Origin of the sequence: Poseidonocella pacifica (assembly GCF_900111875.1) — a bacterium.
GTDB lineage: Bacteria > Pseudomonadota > Alphaproteobacteria > Rhodobacterales > Rhodobacteraceae > Poseidonocella > Poseidonocella pacifica.
In genome coordinates this window covers 484,513-507,000 of sequence record NZ_FOJU01000003.1, presented here as the reverse complement: position 1 = coordinate 507,000, position 22,488 = coordinate 484,513, and the positions used below count along the sequence as shown (strand labels likewise).

The window sequence follows — 22,488 nt, the reverse complement described above, 5'->3', positions numbered from 1 at the left end:
CTTGCCGGTGTTCAAAGTCCCTGAAACGGGGCGCGGTTGCAAGCCTTGGCGGCCATGATCGCAGCACTTGGCAGGGATGGGGTAAATCGGCTACGCTGCGTCGCAGAAACGCGCGCGGGGCACATATGAGCGGTATCATCATCACAATCGCGCAGCAAAAGGGCGGGGCCGGCAAGACAACGCTGGCCGTCAACCTCGCTGTGGCCCTTTCGCAGGCTGGCAAGCGGGTGGCGCTGATCGACACCGATCCGCAGGGCTCACTCGGGCGATGGTTCATGACCCGGGTGGAAAATACCGACGGTGAGCCGGGGATGGAGTTTTCCACCGCATCCGCCTGGGGGGTGGGGTATGAGACTGGCAAGCTCGCGCGGGATTATGACGTTGTCCTGATAGACACGCCGCCCAAGGCCGATAGTGATCTTCGCCCGGCGCTCCGCCCGGCGCATCTCGTTCTGGTGCCGGTTGCCTCGAGCCATGTCGATCTCTGGGCGACCGAGGGCGTGCTGGACCTCGCGAAGCGAGAGAAGGTGCCCGCCCGTGTGGTCATGACCCGCGCCCGGCCCGGCACGAAACTCGCCGCTGAAGTGGCGCAAAAGGCAAGCGAGATGGAGGCGGACGTTCTACAGACGCCGATCGCCAACCGTGTTGTCTATGCCCAGACCCTTGGTCAGGGGCGCGGGGTGCTCGAGTCGCCCAAAGGACCGGCCCATGCCGAAATCCACGCGCTGCTGGAAGAAGTTCTGCGTCAGTTCGAGCCTGACTGAGCGTCAGTAATGGTTGAGGCCGTTCAGTTGCTTGCGCAACTCTTCGGTCTCATGGCGCGCTTCGCGAAGCCCGTCCATCGTCGCGGCAAGCTCTGCCTCAGTCTGACTTAGCTGGTTGGTAAGCTCGGCTTCGCGCTGCTGAAGATAGGTGATCGCCTGATCGCGGGTTTCTTCTGCTTCGTGAAGCTCCTGAGCCATCCGCTCCAGTTCATTCAGGTCCGTCTTGGAAATGCGGGTGAACCGATGGATCATCCAGTGGGCGAACCAGCCAAGCGCAAAAGCGATGAACAGCACCACTGCCGTTGCCATGATCAGTTCAGTCCGGCTCATCCGTCTGTTGTCCCTCGACGTCTGTTTCTTGCGCCTCTTCCTGCGCGGCGTCTGTTTCCCCCGAATGGCCCTCATGATCAAGGTCCGAATGACCATCGTGATCGTCAATCAGGCGGAACTCGATGCGACGGTTCTCTTCGCGGCCCTCTGCGGTGTCGTTATCCGCGATGGGTTGCTCCTCGCCATAGCCCACGGCGGTGAAGCCGGTTGTGGGAATGCGGCGCGCGCGCAATTCCGCCAGAACGGATTCGGCGCGCTGCTGGCTGAGTTGCTGGTTCATGGTCTCACGGCCCTGGCTGTCGGTGTGGCCACTGATCTCTATCGGGATGTCACCGCAATTGCTCAGGACCTGGGCAATGGAGTCGAGCGTGGGGCGAGAGGCGCCATCGACCGTCGCGGAACCGGGTTCGAAGGTGATCTTTGATTCTGCCGTGATCGTGCTGATTCGGGCCATGCACTCTTCCGGGGTTGGCAGCGCAGCGAGGGGATCGAGCGCTTCGACATAAGTCACATCAATGTCGTATTCGATCCCGTCACCCAGTTGCGCCGAGAGGATGCGCGCGATTTGAGCAGAGGCATCCGCGTTGCCAGTGTTGCCGCGTACTTCCACGGTTTCGGGGGTGACCCGCAGCACACCATTGGCAACCACGGAAAACGCCTCAAGTCCGGCGAGCACCCGCAGGGACCAACCTTCGGGAAGGGTTTGATCCAGCCGCGCGGCCATATAAACGGCATCCGCTCCGAAGTAGGACCGGGCAATGCTCTCGGTCGAACTGCGGGCAATGTCGTCCCGCAGTCGGCCACGAATTTGCACCTGACCTTCGGGGGAGCGTGTGACGGTCAGTTCTGGCGGCCCTTCGGGTGCGTCTTCGGCCGCGGGGGGCAGCACGGCGGTCAGGCTGAACACCTCCGGCAAGTCCGCTTCGAGATCGCCCGCCACCCGGTCAAAGAGGGCCCGCGATGTACCGGCCGGAACGATGAGGGAGACATCGGCATCGGAGAAGGTGAGCGTCCCGCTTCCGATTTCGTTCAATGCCGCGATCCCGGTGGCGACCGCCTCGGACCACTGCGGGGATGGAACTCCAAGCCCGAGCGTACAGTCCGCACCGTCCCGAAGGCCGGCGCTGCGAGCCGCCGTGAGGATCCGCGCGCGCCCAGTCTCGGTATGGGCCGAGCAGGCGTCGAATCGCGCGCCGGCATCATCGATGACGAAGCGGAGGGTAAAGGGGGTGATCACCGGACGCGGAGCGGAGATATCCAATGCGAGATCCACGCCCCGTGGCAATTTGCGCGTAAGCTCCGATTCCCAGCTCGTCTTCTGGTCCGCAGAATCGGAAATGGCGGTAACTTCGACCTCTCCGGCCCGCACCGAGATCTTCGAACGGGGCAGGAGTGCGAGTGCATCTAGTGCAAAGTCGAAGGCAGGTTCCCAGTTTCGGGGCAGGTCGTAATCGGCGGTTTCCAGAAAGTCGCTGACCGGTTCCTTGCCCGATAGATCCGCGATCACTGCCTCTCGGTCCGTCTGCGCGGGGATCAATCCGATAAGGGAGATACCCGCCTCGTTCCGCAGCATCTCCACCGAGAATTTCGGGGCTGCTATGTCAGCGGTGGCGCGCACATCCATCCGGTCGATGACGCGGGCCGCATCGACCACGCGGCCTGCGGCGGAGAGCGCAGAGAATCGTGCAGCTTCGGTTTCGGCCGTTCCGGTCAGAATGACCTGAAGACCGCTTGCCTCGACCTCCGCCCACTCGAAACCGTTCTCGTCGAATTCCTGACGCACATTGATCTCGGAGGCATCCTCCACAACGTTCGCGGCGAACGAGGCGCCGACCACAGCGACCAATGCTGCGAGAATGAAAGCAGCGAGGGGGATGAGTTTGCTGGAAATGGGCATGGGTCCTGCCGTTATCTGATGTGCCGGGCGGTTTTACGGCGGGCGTGCCCGCGCATCAATCACATCAAAAGTGCACAGGCGAAAAACAGCACAGGAAGCAGCCCCGCGTTCCGATTGGAGCGGAACAACCGTAGCAGTATGGCGTCATCCTCCGGATCGAACTGGCGCAATTGCCAAAGCATATGAACGCCCATCGCAACCACTCCCAGCAATGCCACGATACGGGCCGGAACATCCGTCGCACCGTTTACGCAGATCGCAAAGCCGATGAGGGTCAGCGCCAAGAACCCTCTGAGCCATTTCGCGGAATTGTCACCGAAGAGACGCGCGGTCGATTTGACGCCGATAAGCGCATCATCCTCCGCATCCTGATGGGCATAGATCGTGTCGTAAAAGATCGTCCAGCAGATGCCGGTGACATAGAGAAGCACCGCCTGCCATGAAAGCGATCCCGTGTGCGCCGTCCATGCGAGCAGCGCGCCCCAGTTGAACGCAAGCCCCAGAAAAACCTGCGGCCACCACGTAAACCGTTTCGCGAACGGATAGATACACACGGGCGCGAGAGAGAGCACCCCCAGCAGGATCGCCGCCGGAGGGAAGGTCAGCAGAATGACGAGCGAGACGAGGGCCTGCGCCGCCATCCAGAGAAGTGCGCCGCGTACGCTGACCGCCCCAGAGGGGATGGGCCGCGACCGTGTCCGCGCGACCGAGCCGTCGATATGCCGGTCGGTGATGTCGTTCCAGGTGCAGCCCGCGCCCCGCATCAGAAACGCGCCGATCGCGCACCCCAGCCCGATCCACGCATCGAACAGGCCCATGCGCCCGTCATGCAGCATCGCCAGCAAAAGCCCCCACCAACAGGGGAGCAACAAGAGCCACGTTCCAATCGGACGGTCCGCGCGGGACAGGCGCAGGTAAGGCCGCGACCATTCGGGGGCGATATGATCTACCCAGTTGCCGCGCACAGCGTCGGCAACTTGTCCGCTGGGCTCTGGCGCTTCGTTGATCGGGGGCATAAAACGGGCCTTATGAAAGAGAGCAAGGTCAGGCTGTACGTAGCGCAGGAACTGGGGGCGGGGCAAACCGTTCCGCTGGAACGCGAACAGGCGCATTACCTTTTCGGGGTGATGCGGCTCAGCAGTGGCGATCGGCTGGCGATTTTCAACGGTCGTGACGGAGAATGGCGCGCGGAAGTGACAGAGGCGGGCAAGCGGGGCGGCGTGCTCACCTGTCTGGAGCGGACAGCCAAACTGCGGCTGCCCCCGGATCTCTGGCTGCTCTTTGCGCCGATCAAAAAGGCGCGCACCGATTTCATCGTGGAAAAAGCGGCGGAAATGGGCGCGCGGCGGATCGTGCCCGTCACCACGGATTTCACCAATTCCGAGCGGCTACGCCAAGACCGGCTGCAGGCGCATGCCATCGAGGCGGCCGAACAATGCGGCGGCACCTTCGTGCCGGAGGTCGCAGATCTTCAGAAGCTGTCCCACCTGCTCGACACTTGGCCGGACGACCGCAATCTCATGTTCTGTGATGAGACGCAGGCGGGTGCGCATCAGGGGCTGGATGCGGCTCCGCGCGGACCTTGGGCCATCCTGATCGGGCCGGAGGGCGGGTTTTCCGATGCAGAGCGTGATCGCCTCCGGGTTGCACCCTTTACGCATGTGGTCAGCCTTGGGCCGCGCATCTTGCGCGCCGATACTGCAGCAGTGGCCGCCATGACCCTCTGGCAAGCCGCCTTGGGCGACTGGCGCCAACGCGAGGGCGCGGCATGATCCGTCCCGAAGCAGCAGAAACGCTTCGCCGCTGGCGGGAGGTGTTGATCGGCGGCGCGGTTGGCGGGGTTGGATTGTGGCTCGCGCTGGGATGGATCGGCCTGCTCAGTTGGCTGGGCTGGGCGATGGCGGCCGCTGGCATCGGCATCATCCTGTCGGGGATACAGCGCGCACGGTTCCTGCAAGGAAAAGGCGGTCCGGGGATTGTCGATGTCGATGAGGGGCAGGTGACCTACTACGGCCCGCTGGAGGGTGGCTCGGCCGCGCTAGAGTATCTGACGCGCCTCGATCTCGACCCATCTGGCTATCCTGCGCACTGGGTTTTGTACCAACCCGGCCAGCCCGCGCTTCACATTCCCGTCAACGCCGATGGGGCCGATGCGCTTTTCGATGCCTTCTCACAGCTTCCGGGCCTGCGTACGGAGCGCATGCTCGCTGAACTGCGCGCCGGACCGGGGCGTCCGGTGACAGTCTGGTCGAACACCAACCTCCGGCTACATTGACACAGCCAGCGTTTCGCCGCACTCCTGACCCCCAACGCGCCTCAGACCGGAGCAAACAGCATGTCCATTCCCCAATCCGGCGGCGGACCCATCGAACACCACAGCCAACTCGCCGCCTATCTCGAGGACGGGTGCAAGCCGCGCGAAGACTGGCGGATCGGCACCGAGCACGAGAAGTTCGGCTATTGCAAGGACAGCCTCAAGCCGCTCCCCTATGAGGGAGAGCGTTCCATCCACGCCGTGCTTGAGGGCCTGCGTACCCGGCACGATTGGGCACCGGTGGAAGAGGGCGGCAAGCTCATTGGCCTGACCAAGGGCGGGGCGAACATTTCGCTTGAGCCGGGTGGCCAGTTGGAACTTTCCGGCGCGCCGCTGGAGACAATCCACGAAACCTGCGACGAGGTGAACGCGCATCTGGCCGATGTGAAGGATATCGCCGACGAGATCGGGGTGGGCTTCATCGGGCTGGGCGCGGCTCCGATCTGGCGGCACGAGGATATGCCTCTCATGCCCAAGGGCCGCTACAAGCTCATGGATGGCTACATGGAGAAGGTCGGGACCTCCGGCACGACCATGATGCGCCGCACTTGCACCGTGCAGGTCAACCTCGACTTCGAAACCGAAGCGGATATGGTGCAGAAGATGCGCGTCGCGCTCGCCCTGCAGCCGATCGCAACGGCGCTTTTTGCCAACTCCCCCTTCTTTGAGGGCAAGCCCAACGGGCACAAATCATGGCGCGGGCGCGTCTGGCGCCACCTCGACGATGCGCGGACCGGAATGCTTCCCTTCGTCTTTGATGAGGGGTTCGGCTTTGAGGCATGGGTACAATATGCCCTCGATGTGCCGATGTACTTCGTCTATCGCGACGGGGTCTATCACGATGCACTGGGTCAGTCGTTTCGGGATTTCCTGAAGGGTGAACTGCCCGCCCTGCCGGGTGAAACGCCGACACTCTCGGATTGGGCGGACCACTTGACGACTGTTTTCCCCGAAGCGCGGGTCAAGAAGTTCATCGAGATGCGTGGTGCGGACGGCGGCCCATGGCGGCGGCTCTGCGCCCTGCCGGCTTTCTGGGTGGGTCTGATGTACGATCAGGCCGCGCTCGACGCCGCGTGGGATCTCGCAAAAGGTTGGGATGCGGAGACGCGCGAGGCGCTGCGCGTCGCGGCCTCGGTCGACGGATTGCAAGCCAAGGTCGGGGGCATTTCAATGCACGATCTGGCGCGGGAAGCCGTGGCCATCTCCGAAGCAGGGCTCAAGGCGCGCGCACGTCCCGGTTCGGGCGGCATGATCCCGGATGAGACGCACTTTCTCAACGCGCTCAAGGAAAGCGTCGAGAGCGGGCGCGTCCCGGCGGATGAATTGCTGGAGCGCTATGAGGGCGACTGGAACGGCGATCTGACCCGCATCTACGCTGACTATTCCTACTGACACGCGACTAACCGGCATGGTCCGGTATCGCGCGGCACGCCTCGGGTTGAAGGGGGGCACCGGCGCTTCTATAAGGCAGGCGATGGTGGCAGGGAGTGGGTCATGAGCTTCGGACAGAGGCATCTTCTGGGGATCGAACCGCTGCATCCGGTTGAGATCAGCACAATTCTGGACCTCGCCGAGCACTATGTTTCGCTCAACCGCGGCGCGTCCAAACATGGTGATGCCCTCTCTGGGCTCACGCAGATTAACATGTTTTTCGAAGCGTCCACCCGCACGCAGGCCAGCTTTGAGTTGGCCGGCAAACGGCTGGGCGCGGACGTGATGAACATGGCGATGCAGGCCTCCTCGCTCAAGAAGGGCGAGACGTTGATCGATACGGCCCTGACACTCAATGCGATGCACCCCGATCTTCTGGTTGTCCGTCATCCGCATTCCGGCGCGGTCGATCTGTTGGCGCAGAAGGTCAATTGCGCCGTGCTCAACGCTGGCGACGGTCGCCACGAACACCCGACACAAGCCCTGCTCGACGCGCTGACCATTCGCCGCGCAAAGGGGCGGCTCCACCGGCTTTCCATCGCGATTTGCGGCGATATCGCCCATTCCCGCGTCGCGCGGTCCAACATCCTGCTGCTGGGCAAGATGGAGAACCGCGTGCGCCTCGTCGGGCCGCCAACGTTGATGCCTGCGGGCATCGCGGAGTTCGGAGTCGAGGTCTATGAGGACATGGCCGAGGGCCTGCGCGATGTGGATGTGGTCATGATGCTTCGGCTTCAGAAAGAGCGGATGGATGGCGGGTTCATCCCGTCGGAGCGCGAATACTACCACCGCTATGGACTTGATGCCGAAAAGCTGCGCGCCGCCAAGCCCGATGCGATCGTCATGCATCCGGGGCCGATGAACCGCGGGGTGGAGATCGACGGCGAGATCGCGGACGACATCAACCGCTCGGTGATTCAGGAACAGGTCGAGATGGGCGTCGCGGTGCGCATGGCGGCGATGGATCTTTTGGCGCGGAACCTGCGCGCGGCACCCAAGGAGGTCTGGGCATGATGGAGGTGAAGGCACAGGAGCGCGGGCTGGTCCGGCTGTTTTCCGTGGATCTGCCGGAGGGCGATGTCGAAGCGTTCGGGCGGATGGATCGTGGGGAGGGACCGCTGACCGATGCGCTCGGGGCGGGGCCGATTGACGAGAAATACGTGGAAATCTTTCCGGTAGAAAGCCTCGATGACGTTGGTTTGTCGGGGTATCTGGTCGACGGGCTCGGGGTGCCTGCGGAGCAGCTCGCCGGGGAGAAAGCGCGCCTTGATGGATTGCAGGGCCATGTGCTCGTGCTGCTGTCGGGGGCCTTCGGTGGCCGAGAAGTGACGTTTGCGCCACGCGCGCCGCTGCGGTGGATCGGCACCTATGCCGAAGCGGGCACGCCTGTGCATTTCGAATCCCTGCCCGCAGGCGGTGCCGCAGCGCAAAGCGGGGTCGCAACCGACGCGCCACGCCGGGCCAGCCGCGTTCCGGTTTACGTCGGAATAGTGATCCTGCTGTTGATCGTGCTGGGGTTCATTCTTCTGGGGCGCGGCCGCTGATGGCGCGCACACTTTTCGCCAATGCCGTGTTGGTCGATCCCGTCGCCTTGACGCAAAGGCCGGGCGCGGTGCTGGTTGAGGATGGGGTGATTATTGATCGCTTTGATGTGCCCGGACCGGACGTGCCTACCGCCGGGGTGATCGATTGCGGCGGCAAATGCCTTGCGCCGGGTATCGTCGATCTTGGGGTCAAGGTGTGTGAGCCGGGTGAGCGGCACAAGGAAAGCTATCGCTCCGCCGGGCTGGCCGCAGCGGCGGGGGGGATCACCACGATGATCACCCGGCCCGATACGCTGCCTGCTATCGACACGCCTGAAACGCTGGAATTCGTCACGCGCCGCGCCAATGAGGCGGCCCCTGTCAACGTGCTCTGCATGGCTGCTCTGACCAAGGGGCGCGAAGGCCGTGAAATGACCGAGATCGGCTTTTTGATGGATGCCGGGGCCGTGGCCTTTACCGATTGCGACCGCGTGGTCACCGATACCAAGGTGCTCTCGCGCGCGCTGACCTATGCGCGCAGCCTCGGGGCCTTGGTGCTTGGCCATCAGCAGGATCCCGGCCTGTCGCGCGGCGCGGCGGCGACCTCCGGCAAGTTCGCGTCGCTCCGGGGGCTGCCGGGCGTCTCGGCCATGGCGGAGCGGATGGCGCTCGATCGCGATATCTCCCTCGTGGAGATGACGGGCGCGCGCTATCATGCCGACCAGATCACCACCGCCCGCGCGCTCCCCGCGCTGCGCAGGGCCAAGCGAAACGGTGTGGACCTGACCGCAGGCACCTCGATCCATCATCTGACGCTCAATGAATTCGACGTGGCCGACTATCGCACCTTCTTCAAGCTCAAGCCGCCGCTCCGCGCCGAGGACGACCGTGTCGCCGTGGTCGAAGCGGTGCGCGAGGGGTTGATCGACGTGGTCTGCTCGATGCACACGCCGCAGGACGAGGAAAGCAAGCGCCTGCCCTTCGAGGAGGCCGCGAGCGGCGCCGTGGGGCTGGAAACGCTGCTGCCTGCGTCCATGCGCCTGCATCATTCCGACGGGCTCGATCTCGCGGTTCTCTTTCGGGCGATGTCGCTCAACCCGGCGAAGCGTCTCGGCCTTCCGTGTGGCCGTCTGGACAAGGGCGCGCCTGCGGATCTGATCCTGTTCGATCCCCATGCGCCCTTCATTCTTGATCGGTGGACCATGCGTTCGAAATCCAAGAACACTCCCTTTGACGGAGCCCGCCTGCAGGGCCGCGTCCTCGGAACGTGGGTCGGGGGCACGCGGGTGCATGGAGGTGCGAATGCCTGATCTTGTCACTGCGCCGGGCGTTTTGGTGCTCTGGCTGGTTGTCGGCTACCTGCTCGGCTCCATCCCCTTTGGAATGCTGATCACTCGGGCCATGAACCTTGGGGATCTGCGCAAGGTCGGCTCCGGCAACATCGGCGCGACCAATGTGTTGCGCACCGGAAGCAAGGGCGCAGCGGCAGCTACCTTGCTTCTGGATGGTGGCAAGGCGGCGCTCGCTGTTATGCTCGCCCGCGCCATGGCTGGCCCCGATGCGGCGCAGCTTGCCGGACTGGCGGCATTTCTGGGGCATTGTTTCCCGGTCTGGCTGCGGTTTCGGGGCGGCAAGGGTGTCGCTACGTTCCTTGGACTGTGGCTCGCGCTCGCATGGCCGGTGGGGCTGGCCTGTTGCGCGATCTGGCTCCTCTCTGCGGTGGTTTTCCGGATATCGTCGCTCGCCGCGCTCATCGCGTCGGCCTCGTCGGTGATCTTTATCGGCCTCTTTGGCCCCGGGAACGGCATAGCGCTCGCCCTCGTGACGATCGCACTTCTTTATTGGCGGCACAGGGAAAACATCGCGCGCCTGATTTCGGGCACTGAATCCCGCATCGGTCAGAAGTAACCGGATGCTGGACCCGAACGGGGCAGGGGCCTACGCTTCCGCCATGGAATCGCAGATTGACCCGGAAACCGCGCTGGCGCTGCTTGAGTGGCAGTTGGAAATGGGCGCGTCCGAAGCCATCTGTGACACGCCGGTGGATCGCTTCGCGCTGGATGCGGCTGCGCCCAAGCCCGCCTCATCCCCGGCAGCGGCGTCACAGCCAGTTCCGGCGGTGGAGCCTGTCGATCCGGTTGCCGAAGCGCGCAGCATGGCGCAATCGGCGCAGGATATCGACGGGCTGCGCGCCGCGCTCTCGGCCTATGACCATTGCGAGTTGAAGAAGGGCGCGCGCAATCTGGTGTTCTCCGATGGACGCCCACAAGCTCGGGTCATGGTCATCGGCGACGCTCCCGGACGGGAGGAGGATCGCGAAGGGCGCCCCTTCATGGGCCGCGAGGGGCAACTTCTTGATCTGATGTTTGAGGCAATCGGCCTTGGCCGCGCCGAAGGAGAGCCGCTCTATCTCACCACCGTCCTGCCATGGCGACCGCCACAGAACCGTGACCCCCGCCCCGAAGAGATCGCCATGATGCTGCCTTTCGTGCAGCGCCACGTCGAACTGATCGCGCCGGAGGTGGTCATCCTGATGGGAAATATCTCCTGTCTTGCGGCGATGGGGCGCAAGGGGGTCGTGCGCCTGCGCGGGGCCTGGACCACGGCCTTTGGCCGCGATGCGATGCCGATGTGCGATCCGGCTTATCTCCTGCGCAATCCCACCTCCAAGCGTGAGGCGTGGCAGGATCTGCTCATGGTACAAGCGCGCCTGCGCAAGGGTGCGCGGTGAGAGCGTTTGCCCTCTGGCTCCTGCTCGCCCTTCCGGCAACTGCGCAGGAGGGCTTCGTCTCGGATTGGGGGGAGGTGTTCTCCCGGAACGCGGCGCGGGTTGAGACTGTCATTCCCGGTCAGCGTCGCCTTGAATTGCCGGGGCCGGTCATCGTGACCGAGCGGCGCGGCAAGGTCACCGCCGTGGATCAAAGCGGGGGAACTGCGGCCCTTTGCCGATTGGACATATTGCTCACGATTGCCGCGTTTTCCGGGCTGTGCCCCGATATGCTGGGAGCGGAGGAGCTTGACCGCCTTGAGCAATCCCTCTGGATGACGGGGGTATTCGCGGCGCGCAACGCGATCCCCGAAATTCCGCAGGCAGAGGTGGGGGACCGGCTTCGCGCGCTGATCGTTGCCAAGGCGACCCCGCTTGCCACGGCAATCTGCCCGATAGAGGGCGGCAAGCACCATGATTTCCTCATGATTGCCCGTGATATGACCCGGCCCGCCGCGCTTCGACTGCTGGAGCAGGATCTTCGCCGCCCGCGCCTTCCTGTCATGAACCCCTGTCTCTGAGAGGACCCTCCATGAGCAAGATCGACGAAAGCAGGCCCTTTCTTCCCGTGCGCATCGCTGTGCTGACCGTCTCGGATACCCGCAGCCGCGACGATGACCGCTCCGGCGACACGCTGGTAGCCCGCATCGAGGAGGCCGGCCATACGCTGGCCGCGCGCATGATCCTGCCCGATGAACGCACGGAAATCGCCGATCAACTGCGCGCTTGGTGCGCGGATCCAGAGATTGACGTCATCCTCTCGACCGGCGGCACCGGGCTTACCGGGCGCGACGTGACCGTCGAGGCACATCGCGATGTCTATGAAAAGGAGATTGATGCCTTTGGCACCGTCTTCACCCTCGTCAGCTTCAACAAGATCGGCACGAGCGCGGTGCAATCGCGCGCCACCGGCGGCGTCGCGGGCGGCACCTACCTCTTTGCCCTGCCGGGCAGCCCCGGGGCCTGCCGCGATGCGTGGGATGAAATTTTGCGCCTGCAACTCGACTATCGGCACCGGCCCTGTAACTTTGTCGAGATCATGCCGAGATTGGACGAGCATCTGCGACGGAAGTGACGCAGACTTGCGTATATGATCCGACGGAGGCGTTCCTGCGTAGATGCACGTGAGCGCCCAGAGGGATGGAGACCTGATTGATGCGATTCTTGCGGCAAAGCCTGACGGGGCTTGTTCTGTTGGGCATAACGCTCGCACTTCTGGCTTGGGCCGGGATGCTGATCGGCGGGGCCGTGGAAGAGCGGCTTGCGCAGGAGCCGCGCGCGCCGCGCTCGCAGGAACGGGTTTTTGCCGTCAACGCCGTCGTGCTGGAGCCGGGAACGGTCACCCCCGAACTCACCACCTATGGCGAGGTGCGCAGCAGGCGGACGCTTGATGTGCGCCCCGCCGTTGGCGGCACGGTCGTGGAGCTTGGCGCATCCTTCGAGGAGGGCGGCGCGATATCCGCGGGCGATCTGTTGCTGCGGGTCGATCCCAAGGACGCCGAGGATGAACTGGCCCGGGCCGAGGCCGATCTACAGGATGCCACGCAGGAGGTGCGCGATGCCGACCGCGCGCTGAGCCTCGCTGAGGACAAGCTCATCGCGGCGGAAGAACAGGCCGTGCTCCGCGAGAAGGCCCTGACCCGGCAGCGCGATTTGCAGGATCGCGGGGTCGGATCGGCCTCTGCGGTCGAGGATGCGGAATTGTCCGTCTCCACGGCCCGGCAGGCGGTCCTCTCCGCCCGCGAGGCGCGAAATCAGGCCGAGGCGCGTATCGAGCAGGGCGCGACCGCGCTGTCCCGCGCCCAAATTGCCCGCGATGAAGCCCAAAGACGGCTAGAGGATACCACGCTCCGGGCCCAGTTTGACGGCACCCTGACCGAGGTCACCGTCGTCGAAGGCGGCATCGTCAGCGCGAATGAACAACTCGCCCGCCTCGTCGATCCCGACCGGCTGGAGGTTGCGGTGCGGCTCTCCACGGCACAGTATTCCCGGCTGCTGGACCAAGAGGGGCGACTGCGGCAGGTGCCTGCGACGGTGACGCTCGATGTCTACGGGCTGGGCCTGACCTCCTCCGGGACGGTCAGCCGCGACAGCGCCTCTGTCACCAGCGGTGAGAGCGGTCGCATCGTCTATGTGCAACTCGATGAGCCGCGAGGCCTCAAACCGGGCGATTTCGTCTCCGTCGGACTGGAGGAGCCGCCGCTCGACCGTGTGGCGCGGGTGCCTTCCGGGGCGGTGGATGCGGCGGGCACCGTGCTTGTGATCGGCGCGGAAGACCGGTTGGAGGTCGCCGACGTCGAGGTGCTGCGCCGACAGGGGGATGATGTGCTGATCCGGGCGCGCGGTCTTGGCGGGGCCCAGATCGTGGCGGAACGGACGCCGCTGCTGGGGGCGGGCATCAAGGTGCGCGTCATCGGCGCGCCGGAGCCGCCCGAGGAAGAGGCCGTCGAACTTCTCGAGTTGAGCGAGGACCGCCGGGCGCGGCTCGTGGCCTTCATCGAAAGCAATTCGCGGATGCCCGAAGATGCCAAGGCCCGCGTGCTTGCCCAGCTACGGGAGCCCCGCGTTCCCGCGCAGGTCGTCAGCCGTATCGAAGATCGGATGGGGGGCTAAACCATGCGGGAGATCGGACGCGCGGGCGGCATCCTCGCCTATTTCACCCGGCACCGCACGGCGGCCAACCTGCTGCTGGTGCTGCTCATCGCCGCCGGGCTGTTCTCTGCCCCGCGTATGCGGGCGCAGTTCTTTCCCGATGTCGTGGTCGACAATATCGACGTTTCCGTTCGCTGGGAGGGCGCGGGCGCCGAGGACGTAGACAGCGCCATCGTACAGATCCTTGAACCGACCCTGCTCGCCGTCGAAGGGGTCGAAAGCTCCGAAAGCCAATCGCGCGAAGGGCGCGCCTCCATCGAGTTGGAATTTGAACCCGGCTGGGACATGTCGCGCGCTGCCGATGATGTGCAACAGGCTGTCGATGCCGTCTCCAACCTGCCAGAAGATGCGGATGACCCGAGCGTGAGCCGGGGAGGCTGGCGCGACAGGGTCACCGATGTGGTGATCACCGGACCGGTCGGCGTGGATCAACTTGCCCGGTTCGCCGATGAATTCGTCAATCGCCTCTTTGCCGAAGGGGTCACGCGCACCACGATCCGGGGCCTTGCCGCGCCCCAGACGATCGTCGAAGTGCCAAGCGCCAATCTCATCCGCTACGATGTCACCATGGCCGAAATCGCCGCCGCCATCGAAGCGGAGGTCAGCGCCTCGCCCGCCGGTGATGTCGGCGGCAGCGGCGCGAGGGTCCGCACGGGGATCGAGAAACGCTCCGCCGACCAGATTGCGGATATCGTCCTGCGCTCCGATACCGATGGCTCCAAGCTCACCGTCGGGGAGGTCGCGACGATCCGCGTCGAGGGGATCGACCGGGACCGCACCTATTTCGTAGGGGCCAATCCGGCCATCTCTGTCCGCGTGGACCGCAACGAGCAGGGCGACGCCATCGCGATGCAACGCGCGGTGGAGGAAGTCGCGGCCTCCGTCGAAGCTACATTGCCCGAGGGTGTCTCCATCGACCTGATCCGGACCCGCGCGGAGGCGATCACCGCACGGCTCAACATTCTGCTCGACAACGGGCTCATGGGGCTTGGCCTCGTGCTGGCGCTCTTGTTCCTGTTTCTCAACGCGCGCATCGCCTTCTGGGTCGCGGCGGGCATCCCGGTGGCCATGCTGGCGGCAATCGCGCTGATGTATGCCGCCGGGTTGACGATCAACATGATCTCTCTCTTCGCGCTGATCATCACGCTCGGCATTGTTGTCGATGATGCCATCGTGGTGGGCGAACACGCCGATGCGCGCTATCGGCGGCTGAACGAAGGGGCGATGGATGCCGCTGCCAATGCCGCCAACCGCATGGCCATGCCCGTCTTTTCCGCCACACTCACGACGGTCATCGCGTTCTTCGGGCTCGTGGCGATTGGCGGGCGCTTTGGCGATCTGATCAAGGACATCCCCTTTACCGTGATCGTCGTGCTCATCGCGTCGCTGGTGGAATGTTTCCTGATCCTGCCCAACCACATGGCCCACGCGCTGCGCCATGCCAACAAGCAGCACTGGTATGACTGGCCCTCCCGCACGGTGAACGCCGGGTTCCGCCGGGTGCGCGAGCGGCTGTTCCGCCCCTTCATCGCGGGGGTGATCGCGCTGCGCTACCCGGTGATTGCGGGCGCGCTCCTGCTGCTGGCAAGTCAGGTCGCGCTGTTCATCAAGGGCGATGTGCAGTGGCGCTTTTTCAATGCGCCCGAACAGGGGTCGGTGACCGGAAACTTCGCCATGGCCCCCTCCGCGACACGGGCCGATACGCTGGAGATGATGGCCCAGATGCAGCAGGCCGTCGCGCGCCTCGGGGCCGAATACAAGGAGCGGTACGGGCTGGATCCGGTGGATTACGCCATCGCAGAGATCGGCGGCAATTCCGGCCGTGCGCTGCCCGGATCGGAAAGCAAGGATGCTGATCAACTTGGCTCCATCGCCGTGGAACTGATCGAAGCGGATCTGCGGCCCTATTCCTCGTTCCAGTTTGTCGGCGATCTGCAGGAAGCGGTTCAGTCGCACCCGCTGGTCGAGACGGTCAGCTTTCGCGGCTGGCGCTCCGGCCCCGGCGGCGATGCGCTGGATGTCCAGCTATACGGTGCCTCAGCCGAGACGCTGAAAACAGCCAGCCTCGCCCTGCAGGAGGAGCTTGCCCGCTATCCGGAGGTGTCCGCGCTCGAAGACAATCTGGCCTATGACAAGGAGGAGGTGATCCTTGAGTTGACCCCGCAGGGGCAGGCGCTCGGCTTCACCATCGATGAGCTTGGCCGGGTTCTGCGCAACCGTCTGGGCGGGATCGAGGCCGCGACATACCCCGTGGGGCCGCGCAGCGCCGCGATCCGGGTGGAACTGCCCGAGGCCGAGCTGACCGCCGATTTCCTCGACCGGATGCAGCTTCGGACCGCGACGGGATCCTATGTGCCGCTTGCCGATATCGTGCGCGTCGAAAGCCGTACCGGCTTCTCCACCGTCCGGCGTGAAAACGGGCTGCGCCTCATTTCCGTGACCGGCGATATCTCCGAGGATGACCCCGCCCGCGCGACCGAGATCATGCAGGCCCTCCAGGACGACATCCTGCCCCGCATCGCGGCGGAAAATCAGATCGACTGGCGCCTGTCCGGCCTCGCCGAGCAGGAGGGGGAGTTCCTGAGCGATGCGCGCACCGGTCTCATCCTCTGCCTGACCGGGATCTTTCTCGTGCTGGCATGGGTGTTTTCCTCATGGACCCGGCCCCTCGTCGTGATGTCGATCATCCCCTTCGGGCTGGTCGGCGCGATCTATGGCCATGCGCTCTGGGAGGTGCCGCTGTCGATGTTCTCGGTTGTCGGGCTGCTCGGCATGACGGGGATCATCATCAACGATTCCATCGTTCTGGTGACGACGATCGACGAATATGCCGAAGAGCGGGGCGTTCTGCCCGCCATTGTCGACGGCGCGGCGGATCGTCTGCGGCCCGTTCTGTTGACCACGTTGACGACCGTTCTGGGCCTCGCACCCCTGCTCTATGAGGGGTCAAGTCAGGCGCAATTTCTCAAGCCGACGGTGATCACCCTCGTCTATGGGCTTGGCTTCGGGATGCTGCTGGTTCTGATGATCGTGCCCGCCCTGATCGCGGTACAGCACGATATCGGGCGCCAGCGGGCGGCCCTGCGCCGGGCGATGCGGCGGCGGGCGGGCCTTGTCGCCGCTCTGACCGGCGGTGCGGCGGGTCTTGGGGCGGTCTGGTTCGCCGTGACGGTGGGGGCGGAAATCTGGGGGCAATCCTCGCCGCTGGCCTTCGCGATCCCCGTTCCCGGCATGGCTGGTGCCGTGGCGCTCTTTGCCGTGGGGCTGTTCCTGCTGGCGGTTGCGGCCTATGCGCTCGGGGCGCTGCTGCGGGCGCGGCGGGCCTGAGGCGCGCTAACCGGCGCAGCCGCGGATATCGACCGCCCGCGCCGCGCCCAGCACCGTGAAGCGCAACGCGGATCGCTCCAGCATGAGCGGGCCTTCCCCGAAATACTCCATCCGGGTTTCGATGGTCAGGATGCCGCCGTGCCGCGTCGTGGTCGGGTCCATGACCCAAATCTCCTGATCCGGAACCTCGACGACGCTTTCTTCGGGTGATCCGGCGGTGGGCATCTCGATCCGCGCCGTCAGGTGAACCCCGTCCTTCTCCGGGCGCAGCGTGCAATCGACCGCGCCGACCCTCGCTTCACGCGCGGACAGGGGCCGGTCGGCCAGTGCGGCGGCAATGCGGGCATCGGGCCGGCGATCGAACGCGGCGAGCTGCCCGGAAAAACCAACCTCCACAGGCATGCAGATGTCGTGGCACACGCCCATCTGTATCTGTCCCTGCAGGTCAATATCCGTGCTCGCGCCGTTCGGGGTGACCAGAAGCGGCACGATCAGGCTGCGATCATAACCCACCGACCGCATCCCACCGGTGTGAAAGATGACCGGCGTGGGCCAGAGCGCCTGCGCCATTTTCACGCTCTCGTCGCTTTCGATCATCAGCACGGGGGGGATGCCCCCATCGCCCGGCGCGCGCCAATAGGTCTTCCACCCCTCCGCAAGGGTGATCGCCAATCCGGCCTGATGCGTGCCATCCGCCTTGCGCCAACCGGGCAGCAATTCGACGGAGACGACGCTGCGCAGCGGCTCGGCGACGGCGGGAGCAGCCAGCATGAGGGCGGAGAGCAGCAAGGCGTTCAGTCTTTTGATCATCCCCCCTGATCACTGAGCGCGCCTGCCTTGACAAGTCACATTCCGGCGACCGCTCCGTGGGCACCCTTGCGATCTTTCGCGCGTGCTCAAAGCGAAGGCTTGCGTGATCGTCCCCCTGCGAGCATCCTGACCCCATGACAGATGAGCATGACGACATGAATCTGACGGGGCATCTGCTGATTGCGATGCCGGGCATGGGCGATCCGCGGTTCGAACATGCGGTGGTGTTTCTCTGCGCCCACTCACGGGACGGCGCCATGGGGCTCATCATCAACAAGCCCGCGGATGTGCGCTTTGCCGAACTGCTCGACCAGTTGGAAATCAATGGCACCGTGGGCCGCGACCTTGGCGTTCACTTCGGCGGGCCTGTCGAAAGCGCGCGGGGCTTCGTGCTGCATTCCTCGGAGTACCGGTCCAACATCGCCACGATGGAACTGGCCGGGGGCTTCGGCATGACGGCAACGCTCGATATCCTCGAAGACATCGCACAGGGGCGCGGGCCGGACCGGTTGATCATGGCGCTCGGCTATGCCGGCTGGGGGCCGGGGCAGCTTGAAGGAGAGATCGCCCAGAATGGCTGGCTCACCTGCGCCGCCCGGAGCGATATCGTCTTTGACCTGCCCGATACGCAGAAATGGAGCGCCTCTCTCAAGCATCTAGGTGTCGAAGCGCTGGCCCTGTCGGGAACTGCTGGCCACGCCTGACCGCCCGCGACTGCCCGTGTCCCCGCCTGATCAGTCGCGCGGAGCCGCCGCGCGCCGCAGCCGGTCATTGATCGCAAGCCCAAGGCCCCGTTCGGGGATGGGCGCAACCGCGATGGGCGCGCCCCGCGCATCAAGACGGTGCAAATGACCAAACAGGTTCGCCGCAGCTTCCAGCATATCGCCGCCGGGCGACAGGTTGAGATCCGCGTCCATCGGCCCGAACCCAAGGAAAAGCTCCCCCGGTCGCGGGCCGTCCGCCTCCAGCCGCACAGGCGCTCCCGGCGCGTAGTGGGAGGCAAGCTGGCCCGGTGCGCTCGGGCCGTCGCTGGGGGAGGCGTCCGGCCCGGCCAGTGGCATGCCAAGCGCCGCCTCGATGGCTTCGGCGGGAATCCCGCCGGGACGCAGCAGGCGCGGCACATCCCATAGCCCGAGAATCGTGGATTCGACCCCCACGGTACAGGCCCCCCCGTCGAGCACCGCGTCGATCCGCCCGTCGAGCCCGGCCAGCACATGCGCGGCGGTCGTCGGGCTGATCCGCCCGGAGGGATTGGCCGAAGGGGCCGCCACGGGCCGCGCCGCCGCGGCCAGCACCTGACGCGCCACCGGATGGGCCGGCACCCGCAGCGCCACCGTCTCCAACCCCGCCGTCACCAGCGGCGACAGCCCGTGCCCCGCCCGCAGCGGCAGCACCAGAGTCAGCGCACCGGGCCAGAAGGCAGAGGCCAGCCGGTCCGCCTCATCGGTCCACTGCACATAACGCGCCGCTGCCTCCGCCCCGGTCAGGTGCACGATGAGCGGATTGAACCGGGGCCGACCCTTCGCCTCGAAGATCCGGGCCACCGCGCGATCATCCCCCGCATCCGCTGCCAGCCCATAGACCGTCTCCGTCGGCAGGGCGACAAGCCCCCCGTTGGCAAGGAGTTGCGCGGCACGCGCGATGCCCGCCGTATCGGCAACAAGCCGTTCCGTCTGATGCGAAGGGAGCAGAGACACGTGAGGCTCTCCCGTGACGTGGCGTTTCAGGTTGAAGGGGCGCGGGGTTGCGGTAGGACTTGAGGGATAGCCGGGGGCAGCACACTTGCCAAGCCCCGACACTCAAGAGGAATTCGTATGCCCTATCGCGCGACAACTGACGACTTCCGCTTCCTGTTCGACCATGTGATCGACTTCTCCCGCATCGCTGGCACGGACCGGTTCGCCGAGGCCACGCCCGATATGGTAGAGGCAATCCTGACCGAGGCGGGGCGCGTCTGCGAAGAGGTTCTCGCGCCGCTCAACCGGGCCGGGGATCTGCACCCCGCGCGGCTGGACAACGGCATCGTGCGCACCCCTCCGGGGTTTGGCGACGGGTTCCGCGCGCTGGCCGAAGGCGGCTGGGTTTCCATCGCCGCCGATCCCGCCGAAGGGGGCATGGGCCTGCCCATGGCCGTCACCACCGCCGTCAACGACATGATGAGCGCCGCCTGTCTCGCGCTGCAACTCAACGCGCTGATGAGCCAGGGCCAGATCGAAGCGCTGGAGAATCACGCCAGCGCCGAGCTCAAGGCGATCTACCTGCCCAAGCTGATCTCCGGCGAATGGACCGGCACCATGAACCTGACCGAGCCGCAGGCCGGCTCCGACGTGGGCGCGCTGCGCAGCAAGGCCGAACCCAACGGCGATGGCTCCTATGCCGTCACCGGGCAAAAGATCTACATCACTTGGGGCGACAACGACTTCTCCGAGAATATCTGTCACCTCGTCCTCGCCCGTCTGCCTGACGGCGCGCCGGGCACGAAGGGGATCAGCCTCTTCATGGTGCCCAAGTTCATCCCCGATGAGGCCGGCAATCCCGGCGCCCGCAACACTCTTCGCGTGGTCAGCCTTGAACACAAGCTGGGCCTGCATGGCTCGCCCACCGCGGTGATGGAATACGACGGCGCGACCGGCTGGCTCGTGGGGGAGCCGCATGGCGGCATGGCGGCCATGTTCACCATGATGAACAACGCCCGGCTCGGCGTCGGCGTGCAGGGGATCGGCATCGCCGAGGCCGCCTCGCAGGCCGCGCTGGCCTATGCTCAGGACCGCAAGCAGGGCCGCAGCCCGATTGAAAACGGCACCGGGGCAATCATCGACCATGCCGACGTGCGCCGGATGCTGGCCACCATGCGCGCCGAAACCTTCGCCGCCCGTGCCATCGCGCTGGCCTGCGCCGCGGCGATCGACATGGACCGCGCCACCGGCAAACCCGAATGGAAGGCCCGCGCCGCCCTGCTGACGCCCATCGCCAAGGCGTTCGGCACCGAAACCGGGATGCGCGTCGCCGAAATCGGGGTACAGGTGCATGGCGGCATGGGCTTCATCGAGGAAACCGGCGTCGCGCAATTCTCCCGCGATGTGCGCGTCACCTCGATCTATGAGGGCACCAACGGCATTCAGGCGATGGACCTCGTCGGGCGCAAGTTGATGGACGGGGGCGAAGCCGCCGCCGCTCTGCTCGATGAGATCGAAGAAGAGCTGGAGACCGCGCGCCAGACGATGCCCGACCTTGCCGAACCGGTGTGGGAGGCTTGCGAGACCCTGCGCGAGACGGTCGAATGGCTGACATCGCAGGAGTTGAACGATCGCTTCGCCGGGGCCGTGCCCTTCCTCATGGGCTTTGCCCGCGTGCTGGGGGGGTATTTCCACCTCAAATCCGCGCTGGCCGATCCTTCGGGGGCGCGTGCGCGCCTCGCCCGGTTCTATATCACGCGCCTTCTGCCCGAACATGCCGCGTATCTCGCCCAAGCCGTGACCGGGGCGGAGGATCTCTACGCGATCGCGGCCGAAGACCTCGTGGCCTGATGCCCGGCGGGCAGGGCGGCATCCGCTATCCGTGGGAGGCCTTCCCCGCCGAAGGAGAGGCCACGCAAATCGCCGAGGGCGTGCTCTGGTGCAGCCTCCCGCTGCCCTCACCGCTCAAACAGATCAATGTCTATGCGCTCGACGACGGTGATGGCTGGACCATCGTGGATACCGGGCTCAATTCCGGCCTGACCCGCGCGCTTTGGGAAACCTTGCTTGCCGGGCCGCTTGCGGGCAAGCCTGTCTCCCGCGTGCTCGTCACCCATCACCACCCCGATCACGTCGGCCTCGCCGGGTGGTTCCAGTCGCGCGGGGCGGCGCTGATCACCACGCGCACGGCATGGCTCTTTGCCCGGATGCTCACCCTCGATGAACAGGCTGTGCCCACGCCCGAATCGCTGGCCTTCTGGCGCGGGGCGGGGATGAATCCCGACATCTATGCCGAACGCGAAACCTCCCGCCCGCTCAACTTTGCCGACATGGTCGCGCCGCTGCCCCTCGGGTTTACCCGCATCGCCCAAGGCGACACCCTGACCGCCGGGGGCCGCACGTGGGACATCCACATCGGCAACGGTCACGCCCCCGAACACGCCACCCTCTGGAGCCGCGATGACGATCTGGTGCTGGCGGGCGATCAGGTCCTCCCCTCGATCAGCTCCAACCTTGGCGTCTATGCCACAGAGCCGGAGGCCGACCCTGTGGGTGATTGGCTCGAAAGCTGCGAACGGCTCAGCCAGATCGCCGAGGAGCGCCACCTCGTCCTGCCCGGCCACAAGCGCCCCTTTACCGGTCTGCCGCTGCGCCTGCGCCAACTCATCGCCAACCACCACGGCAGCCTCGCACGCCTGCTCGAGTACCTCGATGAGCCGCGCGCGGCGGGGGAGTGTTTCGCGCCGCTCTACAAGCGCCGAATCGGGCCGGGGGAATATGGCCTCGCCCTTGTGGAAGCCGTCGGCCACCTCAACCATCTTCACCGGCAGGGCGCGGCGAGCCGCGAGCGCCGCGACGACGGCGCTTGGGTCTTTCGCCGCCTCTGAGATCACCGCCGTTCCGGTCTCCCCTCCAGTTTTTCCCAAAGCCCAACGGGGCGTGGGCATATGGCACCCCCGATTGCTGCCACGGCTCGGAAAGTAGCCAAAATGGGCA

At 65.4% G+C, this 22,488-nt stretch carries 21 protein-coding genes; 16 read left to right on the top strand and 5 right to left on the bottom strand.

The window, feature by feature from the left end; genetic code table 11:
- Positions 1–125: 125 nt before the first annotated feature.
- Positions 126–764, top strand: coding sequence for a ParA family partition ATPase (gene parA, locus BM234_RS11020; RefSeq protein WP_092064614.1), 639 nt, complete (start codon positions 126–128; stop codon positions 762–764).
- A gap of 3 nt (positions 765–767) precedes the next feature.
- Here parA and BM234_RS11015 read toward each other — a convergent pair whose 3' ends face one another.
- Genes BM234_RS11015 through ubiA form a run of 3 tightly spaced genes read right to left on the bottom strand, consistent with a single transcriptional unit; the run spans position 768 to position 4,007 of the window.
- Positions 768–1,094 (bottom strand): hypothetical protein, encoded by a 327-nt coding sequence (locus BM234_RS11015; protein ID WP_092064611.1) that lies wholly within the window; start codon positions 1,092–1,094, stop codon positions 768–770.
- Positions 1,081–2,991: an OmpA family protein gene (locus BM234_RS11010; protein WP_092064608.1), complete on the bottom strand. Its 1,911-nt coding sequence runs from the start codon at positions 2,989–2,991 to the stop codon at positions 1,081–1,083. The genes BM234_RS11015 and BM234_RS11010 overlap by 14 nt, the downstream gene beginning before the upstream one ends.
- A gap of 59 nt (positions 2,992–3,050) precedes the next feature.
- Positions 3,051–4,007: a 4-hydroxybenzoate octaprenyltransferase gene (gene ubiA / locus BM234_RS11005; protein WP_245752593.1), complete on the bottom strand. Its 957-nt coding sequence runs from the start codon at positions 4,005–4,007 to the stop codon at positions 3,051–3,053.
- A 12-nt stretch (positions 4,008–4,019) separates the two neighbouring features.
- Here ubiA and BM234_RS11000 point away from each other — a divergent pair, with 12 nt between their 5' ends.
- The 12 genes from BM234_RS11000 to BM234_RS10945 all read left to right on the top strand — a co-directional run bounded on the left by BM234_RS11000 (position 4,020) and on the right by BM234_RS10945 (position 17,005).
- Positions 4,020–4,763: a 16S rRNA (uracil(1498)-N(3))-methyltransferase gene (locus tag BM234_RS11000; RefSeq protein WP_092064602.1), complete on the top strand. Its 744-nt coding sequence runs from the start codon at positions 4,020–4,022 to the stop codon at positions 4,761–4,763.
- The gene (locus tag BM234_RS10995) at positions 4,760–5,266 is read left to right on the top strand and encodes a hypothetical protein (RefSeq protein ID WP_092064600.1); all 507 of its coding nucleotides are present in this window, start codon (positions 4,760–4,762) and stop codon (positions 5,264–5,266) included. Before BM234_RS11000 ends, BM234_RS10995 begins: the two co-directional genes overlap by 4 nt.
- Positions 5,267–5,326: 60 nt before the next feature.
- On the top strand, positions 5,327–6,697 hold the full coding sequence (locus BM234_RS10990; protein ID WP_092064597.1) for a glutamate--cysteine ligase: 1,371 nt from the start codon (positions 5,327–5,329) through the stop codon (positions 6,695–6,697).
- 102 nt (positions 6,698–6,799) lie between these two features.
- The gene (locus tag BM234_RS10985; RefSeq protein WP_092064594.1) at positions 6,800–7,750 is read left to right on the top strand and encodes an aspartate carbamoyltransferase catalytic subunit; all 951 of its coding nucleotides are present in this window, start codon (positions 6,800–6,802) and stop codon (positions 7,748–7,750) included.
- The gene (locus BM234_RS10980; protein WP_092064591.1) at positions 7,747–8,280 is read left to right on the top strand and encodes a hypothetical protein; all 534 of its coding nucleotides are present in this window, start codon (positions 7,747–7,749) and stop codon (positions 8,278–8,280) included. Before BM234_RS10985 ends, BM234_RS10980 begins: the two co-directional genes overlap by 4 nt.
- On the top strand, positions 8,280–9,569 hold the full coding sequence (gene pyrC, locus BM234_RS10975; RefSeq protein WP_092064588.1) for a dihydroorotase: 1,290 nt from the start codon (positions 8,280–8,282) through the stop codon (positions 9,567–9,569). Before BM234_RS10980 ends, pyrC begins: the two co-directional genes overlap by 1 nt.
- On the top strand, positions 9,562–10,167 hold the full coding sequence (gene plsY / locus BM234_RS10970) for a glycerol-3-phosphate 1-O-acyltransferase PlsY (protein WP_092064585.1): 606 nt from the start codon (positions 9,562–9,564) through the stop codon (positions 10,165–10,167). The genes pyrC and plsY overlap by 8 nt, the downstream gene beginning before the upstream one ends.
- Before the next feature lie 43 nt (positions 10,168–10,210).
- Positions 10,211–10,990 carry a uracil-DNA glycosylase gene (locus BM234_RS10965; protein WP_092065220.1) on the top strand — a complete coding sequence of 260 codons (780 nt, stop codon included), beginning with the start codon at positions 10,211–10,213 and terminating at the stop codon, positions 10,988–10,990.
- Complete coding sequence (locus tag BM234_RS10960; RefSeq protein WP_092064582.1) at positions 10,987–11,547, top strand: hypothetical protein; 561 nt, start codon at positions 10,987–10,989, stop codon at positions 11,545–11,547. The genes BM234_RS10965 and BM234_RS10960 overlap by 4 nt, the downstream gene beginning before the upstream one ends.
- Positions 11,548–11,558: 11 nt before the next feature.
- Entirely contained in the window at positions 11,559–12,101 is a 543-nt protein-coding gene (gene moaB, locus BM234_RS10955) for a molybdenum cofactor biosynthesis protein B (protein WP_092064579.1), read from the top strand.
- 80 nt (positions 12,102–12,181) lie between these two features.
- Positions 12,182–13,639 carry an efflux RND transporter periplasmic adaptor subunit gene (locus tag BM234_RS10950; RefSeq protein WP_092064576.1) on the top strand — a complete coding sequence of 486 codons (1,458 nt, stop codon included), beginning with the start codon at positions 12,182–12,184 and terminating at the stop codon, positions 13,637–13,639.
- Between the two features lie 3 nt (positions 13,640–13,642).
- Entirely contained in the window at positions 13,643–17,005 is a 3,363-nt protein-coding gene (locus BM234_RS10945) for an efflux RND transporter permease subunit (protein WP_092064573.1), read from the top strand.
- A 6-nt stretch (positions 17,006–17,011) separates the two neighbouring features.
- On the opposite strand, the gene BM234_RS10940 is transcribed toward BM234_RS10945, so the two are convergent.
- Complete coding sequence (locus tag BM234_RS10940; RefSeq protein ID WP_092064569.1) at positions 17,012–17,815, bottom strand: protein-disulfide reductase DsbD domain-containing protein; 804 nt, start codon at positions 17,813–17,815, stop codon at positions 17,012–17,014.
- A 134-nt stretch (positions 17,816–17,949) separates the two neighbouring features.
- Here BM234_RS10940 and BM234_RS10935 point away from each other — a divergent pair, with 134 nt between their 5' ends.
- A complete protein-coding gene (locus tag BM234_RS10935; protein WP_245752591.1) occupies positions 17,950–18,519 on the top strand; it encodes a YqgE/AlgH family protein in 570 nt (189 codons plus the stop codon).
- A gap of 30 nt (positions 18,520–18,549) precedes the next feature.
- Here BM234_RS10935 and BM234_RS10930 read toward each other — a convergent pair whose 3' ends face one another.
- Positions 18,550–19,506, bottom strand: a complete 957-nt coding sequence (locus tag BM234_RS10930) for an L-threonylcarbamoyladenylate synthase (RefSeq protein ID WP_092065214.1) — start codon at positions 19,504–19,506, stop codon at positions 18,550–18,552.
- 123 nt (positions 19,507–19,629) lie between these two features.
- Between BM234_RS10930 and BM234_RS10925 the strand changes: the two genes are divergently transcribed.
- On the top strand, positions 19,630–21,342 hold the full coding sequence (locus tag BM234_RS10925) for an acyl-CoA dehydrogenase family protein (protein WP_092064566.1): 1,713 nt from the start codon (positions 19,630–19,632) through the stop codon (positions 21,340–21,342).
- A complete protein-coding gene (locus tag BM234_RS10920; protein WP_092064563.1) occupies positions 21,342–22,379 on the top strand; it encodes an MBL fold metallo-hydrolase in 1,038 nt (345 codons plus the stop codon). The genes BM234_RS10925 and BM234_RS10920 overlap by 1 nt, the downstream gene beginning before the upstream one ends.
- Positions 22,380–22,488: the final 109 nt, after the last annotated feature.